We start from the raw sequence: 13,515 nt of genomic DNA, 5'->3' as shown, positions 1-13,515 counted from the left end.
CGTGAACTGGCCTCTCAGAGCTGGAAGGTGGCGACGGCGGCGGCGGTGTCGGAGGGCCACTCGTTGGCGGCCGTGTTCGGCTCCGGCTGGGGCCAGTCGGCGACCAGGGTGTGCGCCTCGACCAACTTCAGCGCTCCGGCGTACTGGACGTAGTCGACGCGGTCCTGCGGCTCGGGGCGGTCGCCGCGCCGCTTGCGGGTGGGCGACCAGGTGGTGCCCGGGGCCTTGACCGGGTCGGGGTTCTCCTCGCGGAAGGCGTCGGTGAGCCCGGCGTCCTGGAGGGCGGTGGTGACCGGCCAGGCGAGCGGGCCGACGACGCCGTGGGCGGCGGCGGTGGCGGCCGTCCAGTCCAGGTGGGAGGGCGAGGAGAGGGCGCCGGCCAGCACCACCGGGATCCGCCGGGCGAGGTCCGCGCGCACCGCGGCGGCCAGCGCCCTGGCCTGCTTGAGCCGGACGGAACCGTTCTCGGCGGCCAGCACCTGGGCGGCGCTGCTGCCGTCCTGCACCGCGTACGGGCCGTAGCCCGTCTCGTCCAGGTGGGCGGCCCAGAACCGGACGCTGCGGCCGCCGGGCAGCTGGACGGTGGCGGTGACGGCGGGCAGCTCGGCGGTGGCGGGGGTGAGGTCGGTGAGCGGATAGCGGCTGAGGATGCCGACGCTGCCGGGGCTCTGGTGGGCGTACCAGCCGAGGGCGTCGGCCAGGGTCCTGGCCCGCTCGCCGGCCGTCTCCTGCAGGGCGAGCACGTCCAGGCCCTGGGCGAGGACGATGCGCAGCTGCTTCTCCAGCGCGTCGGTGTAGCCGGAGCCGGCCTCGTGCAGGTTCCAGCCGGCGGTCTTGAGCCGCAGCGGGGCGGCCGGGTCCAGGACGGGGACGAGCACGGTGACGGTGTCGGTGGCGCCGGTGCTGTCCTTGACGCCGACCACGATCAGCTCGGGGTTGCGGCCGGGGGTGGCGGGCGCCGTGCCGGTGATGGTGCCGTCGGAGCTGACCGAGGCCCAGGCGGCGCCGCCGAGCTTGCGGTGGCTCGCCGAGCCGGGGGCGTTGCCGGCCGGGCGGGACCAGAGGCCGCCGAGCTTGATCTTCACGGCGGCGCCGGGGGCGACCGGGGTGGCGGTGAAGGAGTCGACGGCGGCGTGTGGGCGGACCACCGGGGGCTTGGGGCGGAAGCTGAACGGGGCGCTCTCGGCGAGGACGCCGTAGCCGTCCTTGGCGAGCAGGTAGGCGGTGTACGGGCCGCCGGTGAGCGCGGAGGTGTCGAGCTGGACGTCGCCGGAGCTGCCCGGGGTGTACTTCCAGAGCAGCGAGGCGCCGGTGCCGGGCCGGCGGCTTCCGTCGTAGATGCCGACCCAGTTCTTGGCGTCGGGGGCGTCGGTGGTCCAGTGGAAGGTGAGCCGGTCGCCTTCGGCGGGGGTGCTGGAGGAGGTCAGGGTCAGGGCGCTGCCTGCGGCCACGGTTGTCCTGTCCGCCGGCGCGGGCCCGGTCCGCCGGGGGACGGAGGCGGGGCCGTGCGCGGCTGGTCACGGAGGCTGGGAGGGAGGACCGTCCGCAGTTGGCTGTACAACTGCGGACGGGCTCATTCATCCGAAGGCCAGCGACCGGGGTGTGAACGGCACATGACGGAGCGTCGGGCGGTTCGGGAACTCCGGGGCGGAACCGTTTCTGCGGCGGGATCGGGCGGGGGCCGGGAACGCACGGCGGGGACCGGGAACGCGCGGAGGGGGGCCGGGAACGCGCGGAGGGCCGCGACGGGCGATCCGTCGCGGCCCTCCGGGGCTCGCGGGGCTGGTGGGCCCGCGCTCAGGCCAGGGCGAGGAACAGCTTCTCCAACTCGGCCTCGCTCATCGGCGCGGAGTCCTCGTCGGCGGCGGCCATGCACTGGCGCATCCCGCTCGCGACGATCTTGAACCCGGCCCGGTCCAGGGCGCGCGAGACGGCGGCGAGCTGGGTGACGACGTCCTTGCAGTCCCGACCGGCCTCGATCATCGCGATCACCCCGGCCAACTGGCCCTGGGCCCGACGCAGTCGGTTCAGGACCGCGCCGACCGCTTCCTCGTCCACCTGCATGTCCGGGCCGCCTTTCCCATCGACTGTCGATTGACGAGTGTACCCGGTGGGGTATTCATTCCCGGCTGGTCGGAGTCCTCGCGACCCGCCCGCCGATCAGCGGCGGGCCAGTCGGCGCTCGCCCCCGGCCCCGGTCGCGTACGGCAGCTCGTAGTACGCGAAGACCTCGGGCTCGTCGGTGGCCGGCAGGATGTCGTCGGTGCCGATCGCCGGCGCCTGCTTGACCTTGCTCTTCGGGTACGGCACCCGCAGGTAGGCCGGGCCGGCCACCGAGCCCTCCAGCGGGACGAAGACCAGCCGGCGGTTGGTGAAGCCGGTCATGACGGTGGCGAAGAACGGCTCGTCGGTGGAGGTCTCGACGTAGACCGACTCCAGCGTGCCGATGCGGTGGCCCTTCTCGTCGACCACCGGCTGGCCGCGCCACTCGCGGATGTCCGCCATAGCGATTCCCACGGCCTCGCTCCTCCCGTGTCACCCGGCCGGCGGCCTTCGTCGGATCCGCCGGCTCCGCCGGGCCCACCGCCCGGGCTTCCATCCTCCGCCGGGACGGGCGCGGGGGCGCGACGAAGGCGAGACCGGGGGTGAGCCGTGCCGGGCGGGCGAGCGGGTAGGGCGCGGTCGCGCGCAAGCCCTGACGGCGGCCGGGGTGGGGTCTGCGGGACCTCGGATCGGGGGGATTGCCCCACCGACCCGGGCCCCCGCCCCCGGCTACGGTCGTCGGGACGGCTCCGGACCGAGGGGCGGTCGCACGGGGTCAGCACGCGAACATCGCGCATGACGTGGGGGGAACCACCATGCTCCAGTACCGCAGCCAGCAGCGTCGTGCCGGGGCTCTCGTGGTCGCCGGGCTCGCCATCGCGGTGCTCACCGCCTGCGACCCGGTCGGGACCGAGTTCAGCGACGACGCCACCGTCCCGGACGGGATCACCGCCGTCAAGATCGACGACTCCACCGGAGACATCACCGTCCGCGGCAAGGCCGGCGCCGGCAGTGCCTCCGTCCACCGGAAGATCACCTACCACGACGGCAGGCCCGGGACGACCACCCGGGTCGACGGCGGGATCCTGGTGCTCGGCGGCTGCGGGCACGACTGCTCGGTGAGCTACACCGTCGAGCTGCCCGCCGGGCTGCCGGTCAGCGGCGGCACCTCCGCCGGCGGGATCCACCTCTCCCAGGTCGGTGAGGTGTCGGTGCACACCGATGCCGGCGACATCTCGGTCGACCAGGCCTCCGGATCGGTCGACCTGCGCGCCGACGACGGTGAGATCAGCGGCACTTCGCTCAAGGGCGACCGGATCCAGGCCAAGACGGACAACGGCGGGATCAAGCTCGACCCCGGCAAGGCCCAGGACATCAAGGCCAGCACCGACAACGGCGAGATCCACCTCACCGTCCCGAACGGCTCCTACCGCGTCAGCGCCGGGACGGACGTCGGCGAGAAGCACATCGGCGTCCAGAACGACCCGAACGGCAAGTACAAGCTCGACCTGGGGACGGACGTCGGCGACATCACCGTCACAACGGGCTGACCCGGAGCACGGGTTCACCGCGGGCCCGGCGTCCCGGGTACGCGCGCCGCGCCTCGGGCGGGACGCACCCGGGGCGGACGACCCCGGCGGTCAGAGGGCGGTCTGGACCTCGGCGCGGTGGCGGATGTACTCGTCGGGGTGCGAGCGGGCGATCGCGACCGCCGCCTCCACCAGGGCGTGCAGCTCGGTCGGGTAGGCGCGCGGCACCAGCGGCAGGCCCGGCAGGATGCAGCGGCGGACGTCCAGGTCCTCGTTGGCGACGAACTCCCGCAGCGCGGCCTCGTTCCAGCTGTCGCGGACGGTCGCGCCCTCGTCGGCGGTCGCGTACCGACCGCCGCCGACCGTGAGCGCCGTCCAGTACCAGGCCCGGGCGGCACCGGCGCGCTCCGGGTTGGTGCCGGTCTGCAGGTAGCCGAGCAGGGCCAGGCGGACCCGGCGCTGGCCGAAGGCGATGAGGGCGGGCTCGACGAAGCGGCGGTTGAAGCTCGGGTTGGGGTCGTGGACCGCCGCCTCCAGCAGCGGCTCGAAGTACTCCTCGGGCAGCTCGGACCGCCCGGCGAGCGCCTTGTGGACCTCCCACCGGGCCGCGCCCTGGTAGTCCGCCCCCGGTGCGACCTCGACCCCGAGCACGTGGAGCAGACGCGCGACCCGCAGCTCGAACGCCTGCGATCCGCCCTCCGTGCGCCCGGGCAACGGCTGGAGAACCCGCACCTCGCCGGCCGTGTCCTTGGTTTCCACGAACATCCTCCTCATCCTGAGTCATCGGCAGACTACTCGCTGACACATCAGTTCGGCGGCGGTTTTCGGCCAGGGCCGATCTTGAACGGTTCAGCGGCGGGAGTTTGACGTTGCCTCAGTCCGCTCTTGCGGCAGGCGGAAGGCGGCAGGCACCAGTCGCGGCGCCGAGGAGTGACGTACCGTCAGGACGGTCTGCCGGGCGGGACCAGTCCGGACTGGTAGGCGATCGCGACGAGTTGCGCCCGGTCCCGGGCGTCCAGCTTGGCCATCGCCCGGTGCACGTGGGTGCGGACGGTGAACGGGCTGACGAACATCCGCACGGCGATCTCCTCGTTGGTCAGTCCGGTGGCGGCCATCGACATCACCTCGCGCTCGCGGGCGGTGAGGACGGAGAGCCGCTCGGCGGGCGCCGCGGCGGCCGGGTCGGGCTGGGCGAGGAACTGATCGATCACGGCCCGGGTGGCGGCGGGCGAGAGCAGGGCGTCGCCGGCCGCGACGGTGCGGACGGCGGCCAGCAGTTCCTTCGGGTCGGCGCCCTTGCCGAGGAAGCCCCCGGCGCCCGCGCGCAGCGCCTGGGCCACGTACTCGTCGATCTCGAAGGTGGTCAGGATGAGCACCCGGGTGCCGGACAGCTCCTCGTCCGCGCAGATCTCGGCGGTCGCGCCGAGGCCGTCGGCGCCGGGCATCCGGATGTCCATCAGCACGATGTCGGGCTTGGTGGCCCGGGCGAGTTCCACCGCCTCGCGGCCGTCGGCGGCCTCGCCGACCACCTCCATGTCCTCCTCGGCGTCGATCAGCACCCGGAAGGCACCGCGCAGCAGGGCCTGGTCGTCGGCGAGCAGCACGCGGATGGTCATGCGTGATCCTTGTCCTTTCGGATGGCGCGATCTTGTCGGGTGGAGCCGGGGGAGCCGGGAGAGCCCGGAGAATCGGCGGAGTCGGTCGGGTCGGCGCCGGACCGGTCGGAGCCGGAGGTGCGCGCGGGCCGGACGGTGCAGTCGCGCCAGAACGCGTGGGCTGGTCGGTCCTTGGCGGCGGGCGCGGCCGGGCTGCCCGGCTCGGTCGCGCCGTCGGGGCGGGTGGGGACGTCCGTCCAGGGCTCGACGTCGTCGCGGGCTCCGGTGCGCAGCGGGAGTTCGGCGGTGACCAGGAAGCCGCCGTCGGGCCGCCGGTCGGCGGTGAGGCGGCCGCCGACCGCGCCGGCCCGCTCGCGCATGCCGATCAGGCCGAAGCCGCTCTCGCCCGGGGCGGGCGGGGGCAGTAGGGCGGTGCGGGGGCGGCCGGTGGTGGTGGGGCGGCCGTTGGCGACGCTCACGGCGACCCGGTTGCCGCGGTAGGAGAGGGTGACCTCGGCGTCGGCGCCGTGGGCGTGCTTGGCGACGTTGGTCAGCGACTCCTGGACGATCCGGAAGGCGGTGAGGTCGACGCCCGGTGACAGCGGCCGGGACTCGCCCTCGACGGTGAGGCGGACCGGCAGGCCGGCCCGTTCGAAGGTGTTGATCAGTTCGGGAAGCCGGTCCAGGCCGGGGGCGGGTTCCAGCGGGGCCGGCTCCTCGGCGCGGCGCAGCAGCCCGACGGTGGCCCGCAGCTCCTGGAGGGCGGAGCCGGTGGCGTCGGTGATGTGGCTGAGCACCTCGCGGGCCTGCACCGGGTGGCTGTCCATGAGGTGGACGGCGATGCCCGCCTGGGCGTTGGCGAGGGCGATGTGGTGGGCGACGACGTCGTGCAGGTCGCGGGCGATCCGGATCCGCTCGTCGGCGACCCGGCGGCGGGCCTCCTCCTCGCGGGTGCGTTCGGCGCGTTCGGCGCGCTGCTCGATCTCGGCGAGCTGGGCGCGGCGGTTGCGGATGGAGTCGCCGAGGGCGCCGGGCAGCAGGGCCCAGGCGAGGACGCCGATCCGTTCGCCGATCGGGCCGCCCGGGCCGGTCAGCAGGGACGTCCCGGTGAGCAGGACGGCGGTGGCGATCGAGGCGCGCAGGGCGGTGGCGCGGTCGGTGTGGACGGCGAGGAAGTAGAGCGCGAGCAGGAGGGGGGTGGCCAGCATCGGGGTGAGCTTGGGGCTGAGCGGGGTGAGCAGCATGGTGCACACGAGCGCGACGGCGGCCACCGTGCGCGGGTGGCGGCGGTGGAAGAACACGGCCGCGGCGGCGATCAGGGCGAGGACGCCGGTGGTCGGGTCGACCGGGGCGAAGTGCCCGGTGGTCTGGTCGACCGTGACGCCGAGGCCGGTGACCGCGATCAGGGCCAGGCCTCCGGCGGCGTCGAGCAACCGGGGGTGCTCGCGGCGCAGGCGCTGCCAGGTGTCGCTCATGGTCCTGCTCTCCGGGTCGGGTGCCCTGGCCGCACCCTCGCCGGGTTCCGCCAGTCGGTGTAGCGCCGCGGCCCCGGTGGGGTGCGGCGCGGCCGGGTCGGGGGCTTCCGTACGGGCGGCGGCCCCGACAGCAACGGTAGCGGTTGGCGCTGGAACCGGTGTCCGAGCCGTGCGGCGCCGGACCGGGACGCCCGTGGTGGGCGGCCCGGTCCTGGGGGTGCCGGGCCCGGCCCGAGGAGTGCTCGGGCCGGGGCCGGTGGTGCCGGGTCTAGATGGTGACCGATTCCCGGGCCGGGGCCGGTTCGGGGGCGGCGGTGTGCAGCTTGCTGCCCTCGACGTCGACGTCCGGTATCAGCCGGTCGAGCCAGCGCGGGAGCCACCAGGCGCGGCGGTCGAGCAGGGCGAGGACGGCCGGGACGATCGTCATCCGGACCACGAAGGCGTCGAAGGCGACGGCGGCGGCGAGGCCCAGGCCCATCATCTTGATCATCGGCTCGCTCATCCCGATGAAGCCCGCGAAGACGGCGATCATGATGAAGGCGGCCGCGGTGACCACCCGGGCGTTGTGTCGGAAGCCGGTGACGATGGCCTCGCCGGGCTGCTCGCCGTGGACGAAGCCCTCGCGGATCCGGGTGACCAGGAACACCTCGTAGTCCATCGCGAGGCCGAAGACCACGCCGATCATGAAGATCGGCATCATGCTCATCACCGGGCCGGTCTGCTCCACGCCGATCAGCTTGGCCAGCCAGCCCCACTGGAAGACCGCGACGACCGCGCCGAGCGCGGCGGCCACCGAGAGCAGGAAGCCGAGCGCGGCCTTGAGCGGGACGAGGACGGAGCGGAAGACCACCATCAGCAGCAGGACCGCCAGGCCGACGACCACCGCGAGGTAGGGCAGCAGCGCGTCGGTGAGCTTCTGCGAGACGTCGATGTTCATCGCCGTCGTACCGCTGACCAGGACCGTCGCCCCGGTGGATTTCTTGAGTCCGGCGGCCTGGCCGCGGATGGTGTGGACCAGGTCCTTGGTCGCGGCCTCGGCCGGGCCGGTGGCCGGGATGGCGTTGAGCAGGGCGGTGTCCCCCGCCTTGTTGAACATCGGCGGCGTCACGGTGGCCACCCCGGGCACGCCGGAGACGGCCTTGGCGACCTCGCCTGCGGCGGCCTTCGGGTCCGCTGTGCCCTTGACGTCCACCAGGACGGTCAGCGGGCCGTTGAAGCCGGGGCCGAAGCCCTCGGACAGCAGGTCGTAGGCGCGGCGCTGGGTGGTGGAGGTGGGCTTGGCCTCGTCGCCGGGCAGGCCGAGCCGCAGGTCGAGCGCGGGGGCGGCGAGCACGCCGAGGCCGACCACGCCGAGCAGCAGCACCGCGAGCGGGCGGCGGGTCACGAACCGGGCCCAGCGGGCGCCGCCGTTCTCCTTCGCCCCGGCCGGCTGGACCGCGACGCCGGCCTTCTCGGCCTTGCGGACCTTGCGGGGCAGCACCTTGCGGCCGAGGAAGCCGAGTAGGGCGGGCACCAGGGTGAGCGCGACCAGCACGGCGATGACGACCGTCCCGGCGGCGGCCATGCCCATCTTGGCGAGCATCGGGATGCCGACCACGGAGAGCCCGGCGAGGGCGATCACCACGGTGAGCCCGGCGAAGACCACTGCGGAGCCGGCGGTGCCGACGGCCCGGCCGGCCGCCTCCTGCGGGGTGCGGCCCTCGGAGAGCTCGGCCCGGTAGCGGGAGACGATGAACACGGCGTAGTCGATGCCGACGGCGAGGCCGAGCATCATGGCCAGCGTGCCGGTGGTCGAGGAGAGGCCGAGCGTGCTGCCGAGTGCGGTGATCAGCGACATGCCGAGGCCGACGCCGATCACGGCGGTGAGCAGCGGCAGGCCGGCGGCGACCAACGAGCCGAAGGTGATCATCAGGACGACCGCGGACAGCGCCATGCCGATCGCCTCGCTGCTGCCGCCCGCCTCGGGCTTGGCCATCAGCGCGTTGCCGCCGATCTCGACCTTGAGCCCGGCGTCGCGTCCGTGCTGGGCGGCCTGCTGGAGCGCGTCGGTGGCGCCCTTGGACACCTCCCCCGCCTTGGCGGAGTAGCTGACGGTGGCGTAGGCCGTCGTCCCGTCCTTGGAGACGGCGCCCTTCGTCTTGAACGGGTCCACCGCGCTGGTGACCTGCTCGCCGTGGGCGAGTTCGCCGACCGTCTTCTCCACGATCTGCTGGTTCGGCGCGGCGGTGATCTTCTGGCCGGAGGGCGCGACGAACACCAGGCGGGCCGAGGCGCCGTCGGCGTGGCCGCCGGGGAAGCGCTCGTTCATCAGGTCGAAGGCCTTCTGCGCCTCCGTTCCGGGCATCGAGAAGCCGTCGTCGGGTGCGGCGGGCGCCTTGGCCGCCAGGACTCCGCCGACCGCCAGCACGGCGACCCACAGGAGGGCCACCAGCCAGCGCCGGGCGAAGGCCCCTCGGCCCAGGCGGTAGAGGAACGTTGCCACGGGAGAACGGACTCCTTCGGATCGGGAAGCAGGTGCCGACGGGGACGGGTGCGGGTGCGGATCCACGAAGGCGGTCCGCTCGCAGCATGACCAATCCTCGATCGCCGACCCCTGCTCCGTCGTCGTCCCTGCGCAGGCAGTTTGCGTACTGCGGACGCAGTACGGCCCTCCTCCGTGCGGCGGAGCGCACGCCCTGCGCCGGGAGCAGCCGGGGGCGGCCCGGTGGCCTGCGGCGGGAGTAGTGGCGGGTCACCCGTGCGGAGGTGACGACGGGCCGCGACCGCCCGGGCGAAGTAGCGTGATGGACCTCTGGCCCGACCGTTTCCACCCGGTTCGGGCTAACCCGTCCCGATCGGTGCTGATCCCAGCCCGCCGCCGGAGGTGCCCCATGGGCGTTCCAGCCGCCCGCATCGTGTTCGACGAGAACGACCGCGCGGCCGTCGCCGACGCGGTGACCGAGATGCTCACCACCGGTGCCCTGACCCTCGGCCCGTGGACCGAGCGCTTCGAGCAGGCCTTCGCCGCCGAGCACGGCGCCTCGCACGCCGTCGCGGTGAGCAGCGGCACGGCGGCGCTGGAGGTGATCCTGCGCACCGTCGACGTCCGCGGCCGGGACGTGGTCGTCCCCGCCGTCACCTTCTACGCGACGGCCGGCGCGGTGCTCCACGCGGGCGGCCGTCCGGTGTTCGCCGACGTCGACCCGGCCACCCTCGCGCTCTCCCCCGAGACCCTCGCGGCGGCCCTCACCCCGGATACCGCGGCCGTCGTACTCGTCCACATCGGTGGACTGGTCACCCCGCAGGTGGGCGCGCTGCGCGCGCTCTGCGACCGGCACGGCGTCCCGCTGATCGAGGACGCCGCGCACGCCCACGGCAGCAGCCACGACGGCCGCGCCGCCGGGACCTTCGGCCTGGCCGGGGCCTTCTCCTTCTACCCGACCAAGGTCACCACCAGCGGCGAGGGCGGGATGATCCTCACCGAGTCGCCGGAGCTGCGTGACGAGGCCCGGATCTTCCGCGACCAGGGCAAGGGCTCCTTCACCACCAACCACCACGTCCGGCTCGGCTACGCCTGGCGGATGAGCGAGCTGCACGCGGCCGTCGGCACCGTGCACCTGCGCCGGCTCAAGGAGTTCATCGAGACCCGCCGGGCCGTCGCCCGCCGGTACGACACGGCACTGGCCGCACTGGACGGACTGGAGCCGGTGCTCGAACCGCCCGGCTGCCGCGGCAACTACTACAAGTACGTGGCGTTGCTCCCCCGCGGCGTGGACCGTGCCGCCTTCAAGCGGGCGGTGGCCGAGGAGCACGGGGTGCGGCTGTCCGGCGAGGTCTACGACCTGCCGCTGCACCTGCAGCCGGTCCTCGCCCCGTACCGGCGCGGGCCGCTGCCGGCGGCCGAGGACGTCTGCGCCCGGCAGATCTGCCTGCCGGTGCACTCCGACATGACCGAGGACGAGACCGAGCAGGTGATCGAGGCCGTCTCGGCCGTGCACCGGCGGCTGGCCGGGTAGCGGAGCGAAGGGAGCAAGACCGTGCGGATAGCCGTCACCGGGGGCTGCGGGTTCATCGGCTCACACGTCGTGGACCACCTGATCGCGGCCGGTCACGAGGTCCTCGCCGTGGACACCACCGACAAGTACCTCAACCCCGATGCCGAACACGCCCGGATCGACGTCCTCGACCTGCCGGCGCTGACCTCCGCGCTGACCGGCTGCGAGGTCGTCTACCACCTCGCCGCGATGGCCGACGTCGAACAGGTCTCCGCCGACCCGGTCGGGGCCGTGCGGACCAACATCGACGGCACCGAGGCCGTCCTGGAGGCCGCCCGGCGCGGCGGGCTCAGCCGCACCGTGCTGGCGAGCACCGTGTGGGTCTACGGCGCCGCAATCGCCGACGGGCAACTCGACGGCGAGGAACAGGAGTTGGACGAACACGTGCCGATCGAGCTGGAACACAGCGGGCACCTGTACGTGACCACCAAGCTGGCCGCCGAGATGCTGGTGCACAGCTACCGCGAGCTGTACGAGCAGCACTTCACCATCCTGCGCTTCGGCATCCCGTACGGTCCGCGGATGCGCGACGAGCTGGTCGTCGCCCGGTTCGTCCAGGCGGCGCTCGCCGGACGGCCGATCACCATCGCCGGGGACGGGCGGCAGAGCCGCAACTTCGTGTACGTCGAGGACCTCGCCGACGCCCACGTCCGGGCCCTGTCCCCCGCCGCCGAGGACCGGACCTTCGCCCTGCAGGGCTCCACGGCCGTCTCGGTGCGCGACATCGCCGACACCGTCGACCGGCTGTTCGGGCCGATCAGCATCGAGCACATCGACGGCCGCAAGGCCGACTACACCGGGCGGCGGATCTCCTCCGCCCAGGCCAAGCGACTGCTCGGCTGGTCGCCGCGGACCAACTTCGCCGACGGCGTGCGCCGCTACGCCGACTGGTACCGGGCCACCGCCGGCACCCCGACCGCCGGCTGACCGGGACCGCCCGATGCCGCACGCCCTGCTGGTCTCCGGCTCGCTCGGCCAGGGCCACGACGTGATGGCCCAGGCCTGCGCCGACACCCTGCGGGAACGCGGCTGGACCACCTGCACGGTGGACGCCATGGCCCTGCTCGGGCAGCACTCCGGCGCCGCCGGCGAGGCCGTCTTCCGCCGGCTGCTCGACCTCCCCGGGGTCTACGACGCCTTCCACTTCTCGGCGCTGCGCCCGGGCGCGCGGATCGCGCTGCTCGCCGACGCGGCGGCCCGCAGGCGGCTCGTACCGGCGCTGCGCGAGCTGGTCGCGGCGCAGCGGCCGCAGCTGGTGGTCTCGGTGTTCGCCACCGCCACCTCGGCGGTCAACCGGTTGCCGCGGCGCGGCTTCCGGCACCTCGTGTTCTGCACCGACGTGACGCCGCACCGGCTCTGGGTGCAGCAGGGCACGGACCTGTTCCTGGTCACCTCCGAGGTCGCCGCCTGCGCCGTGCGCCGCTACCGGCCGGACGCCGAGGTCGCCGTCCTGCCCGCCCCGCTGCGGCAGCCGTTCTACCGGCCGCCGGGCCGGGCCGAGGCCCGGGACGAGTTCGGCGTGCCACCGGACGGCCCGTGCGTGCTGCTGATGTCCGGCGCCTGGGGGCTCGGGCCGATCGCCCGCACCGCCGCCTCGCTGGCCGCCGCCGGCCCGCACGTGCTCGCCGTGGCCGGGCGCAACCGGGAGCTGGAACGGCGGCTGCGGGCGGCCGCCCGCCGGGAACCACGACTGCACCCCTTCGGCTACACCGACCGGATCCCGGCCCTGATGGCCGCCGCCGACCTGGTCGTCACCAGCTCCGGCGACACCTGCAACGAGGCCCGGGCGCTCGGGCGCCGGCTGCTGCTGCTCGACGTCGTCCAGGGCCACGGGCGGGACAACCTCCAGCACGAGCTGGAGCTCGGTCACGCCGACGTCGCCACCGCGCGGCCGCCCGAGGTGGTGCGCAACGCGCTGGCCGCCCTCGGCCGGCCGGAGCCCGAACCCTCGCTCGGCGCGGCTCCGGAGGCCTGGCAGAAGGGGTTCGGGGCGGCGCTGGAGCGGGTGGGGTTGGGGTAGGGCCGGTCCGGTGGATCTCGCCGGGCGCGCGAGGCCGGGCAGGCCCTGCCCGGGGCGACCTTCCGCCCTACCGTGCGGCGGAGGCGAGGGGCGGCACGGCGTGGTCGCGCAGCGGGCCGAGGGTGAGGGCGTGGGCCCGGCAGTGGGCGGCAATCAGCGGGAGGGCGGCGAGGGTGGCGCGCCAGGAGCCGGGGGCGGAGGCGCAGTCCGAGTCGTGCAGGAGGAGGGTGGCGCCGGCGGTGAGGCCGGGGCGGGCGGTCGCGTAGACGGAGTCGCCGGTGGCCTCGGCCGTCCAGTCGCGGCCCCAGGCGGTCCACAGCACGCTGCGCAGGCCGAGGCGGCGGGCGGCCAGCGCCGGACCGGCGGTGAGCACTCCGTACGGCGGGCGGTACCAGCGCGGGCGGGTGCCGCACAGGTCGGTCACCGCCTCGCTGGCGCGGCGCAGTTCGCGCAGGTCGCGGGCCGGGGCCGGGTACCACTGCGGCCGGTGGTGCCAGCCGTGCACGGCGACCTCGTGGCCGCGCAGCACCAGTTCGCGGCCGAGGCCGGGGGCGCGTTCCAGCATCGCGCCGAGCAGGAAGAAGGTGGCGCGGGCGCCGAGTTCGTCGAGGGCGTCCAGGACGTACGGGGTGCTGCGCGGGTCGGGGCCGTCGTCGAAGGTGAGGGCGAGGTGGCCCGGGGTGGTGCCGTACCCGGCGGTGCGGCGGGCCACGGTGCGGCGCAGCGGCCGCAGGCGGACCGCCGCCGGGGCGAGGTGCAGGAACTCGACGCCCGTCGCGAGGGCGAGCGCGGCCGCGGGTGTGCGGCTCACCCGGAGCC

Annotated in this window: 12 protein-coding genes; 4 read left to right on the top strand and 8 right to left on the bottom strand. The window is 74.5% G+C overall.

Annotated features, from left to right (window positions below; all coding sequences use genetic code 11):
• Positions 1–14: 14 nt before the first annotated feature.
• From O1G21_RS36805 to O1G21_RS36795, 3 genes are all read right to left on the bottom strand, one after another.
• A complete protein-coding gene (locus O1G21_RS36805; RefSeq protein ID WP_270149928.1) occupies positions 15–1,451 on the bottom strand; it encodes an endonuclease/exonuclease/phosphatase family protein in 1,437 nt (478 codons plus the stop codon).
• A gap of 346 nt (positions 1,452–1,797) precedes the next feature.
• The gene (locus O1G21_RS36800) at positions 1,798–2,064 is read right to left on the bottom strand and encodes a metal-sensitive transcriptional regulator (protein ID WP_270149925.1); all 267 of its coding nucleotides are present in this window, start codon (positions 2,062–2,064) and stop codon (positions 1,798–1,800) included.
• Positions 2,065–2,160: 96 nt separating this feature from the next.
• Positions 2,161–2,505, bottom strand: coding sequence for a PRC-barrel domain-containing protein (locus O1G21_RS36795; RefSeq protein ID WP_270151462.1), 345 nt, complete (start codon positions 2,503–2,505; stop codon positions 2,161–2,163).
• Positions 2,506–2,843: 338 nt separating this feature from the next.
• Between O1G21_RS36795 and O1G21_RS36790 the strand changes: the two genes are divergently transcribed.
• A complete protein-coding gene (locus O1G21_RS36790; RefSeq protein ID WP_270149923.1) occupies positions 2,844–3,593 on the top strand; it encodes a DUF4097 family beta strand repeat-containing protein in 750 nt (249 codons plus the stop codon).
• 90 nt (positions 3,594–3,683) lie between these two features.
• Here O1G21_RS36790 and O1G21_RS36785 read toward each other — a convergent pair whose 3' ends face one another.
• From O1G21_RS36785 to O1G21_RS36770, 4 genes are all read right to left on the bottom strand, one after another.
• A complete protein-coding gene (locus O1G21_RS36785) occupies positions 3,684–4,331 on the bottom strand; it encodes a hypothetical protein (protein ID WP_270149921.1) in 648 nt (215 codons plus the stop codon).
• A 182-nt stretch (positions 4,332–4,513) separates the two neighbouring features.
• The gene (locus tag O1G21_RS36780; RefSeq protein WP_270149919.1) at positions 4,514–5,188 is read right to left on the bottom strand and encodes a response regulator transcription factor; all 675 of its coding nucleotides are present in this window, start codon (positions 5,186–5,188) and stop codon (positions 4,514–4,516) included.
• On the bottom strand, positions 5,185–6,642 hold the full coding sequence (locus tag O1G21_RS36775; RefSeq protein WP_270149918.1) for a sensor histidine kinase: 1,458 nt from the start codon (positions 6,640–6,642) through the stop codon (positions 5,185–5,187). Before O1G21_RS36775 ends, O1G21_RS36780 begins: the two co-directional genes overlap by 4 nt.
• A gap of 268 nt (positions 6,643–6,910) precedes the next feature.
• Entirely contained in the window at positions 6,911–9,124 is a 2,214-nt protein-coding gene (locus O1G21_RS36770; RefSeq protein ID WP_270149917.1) for an MMPL family transporter, read from the bottom strand.
• Between the two features lie 388 nt (positions 9,125–9,512).
• Here O1G21_RS36770 and O1G21_RS36765 point away from each other — a divergent pair, with 388 nt between their 5' ends.
• From O1G21_RS36765 to O1G21_RS36755, 3 genes are read left to right on the top strand one after another with little or no spacing between them, the layout of a single operon-like run.
• Positions 9,513–10,637 carry a DegT/DnrJ/EryC1/StrS family aminotransferase gene (locus O1G21_RS36765; RefSeq protein WP_270149914.1) on the top strand — a complete coding sequence of 375 codons (1,125 nt, stop codon included), beginning with the start codon at positions 9,513–9,515 and terminating at the stop codon, positions 10,635–10,637.
• Between the two features lie 21 nt (positions 10,638–10,658).
• Positions 10,659–11,603, top strand: coding sequence for an NAD-dependent epimerase/dehydratase family protein (locus O1G21_RS36760; RefSeq protein WP_270149912.1), 945 nt, complete (start codon positions 10,659–10,661; stop codon positions 11,601–11,603).
• Between the two features lie 13 nt (positions 11,604–11,616).
• Positions 11,617–12,696 carry a glycosyltransferase family protein gene (locus O1G21_RS36755; RefSeq protein WP_270149910.1) on the top strand — a complete coding sequence of 360 codons (1,080 nt, stop codon included), beginning with the start codon at positions 11,617–11,619 and terminating at the stop codon, positions 12,694–12,696.
• 67 nt (positions 12,697–12,763) lie between these two features.
• Here the strand turns inward: O1G21_RS36755 and O1G21_RS36750 are convergent, their stop codons facing one another.
• The gene (locus tag O1G21_RS36750) at positions 12,764–13,507 is read right to left on the bottom strand and encodes a polysaccharide deacetylase family protein (RefSeq protein WP_270149908.1); all 744 of its coding nucleotides are present in this window, start codon (positions 13,505–13,507) and stop codon (positions 12,764–12,766) included.
• Positions 13,508–13,515: the final 8 nt, after the last annotated feature.

The sequence above is a fragment of the Kitasatospora cathayae genome, from assembly GCF_027627435.1.
Taxonomy (GTDB): Bacteria; Actinomycetota; Actinomycetes; order Streptomycetales; family Streptomycetaceae; genus Kitasatospora; species Kitasatospora cathayae.
Note: the sequence above shows the minus strand (reverse complement) of the source record. Positions and strands in the feature narration are given on the sequence as shown.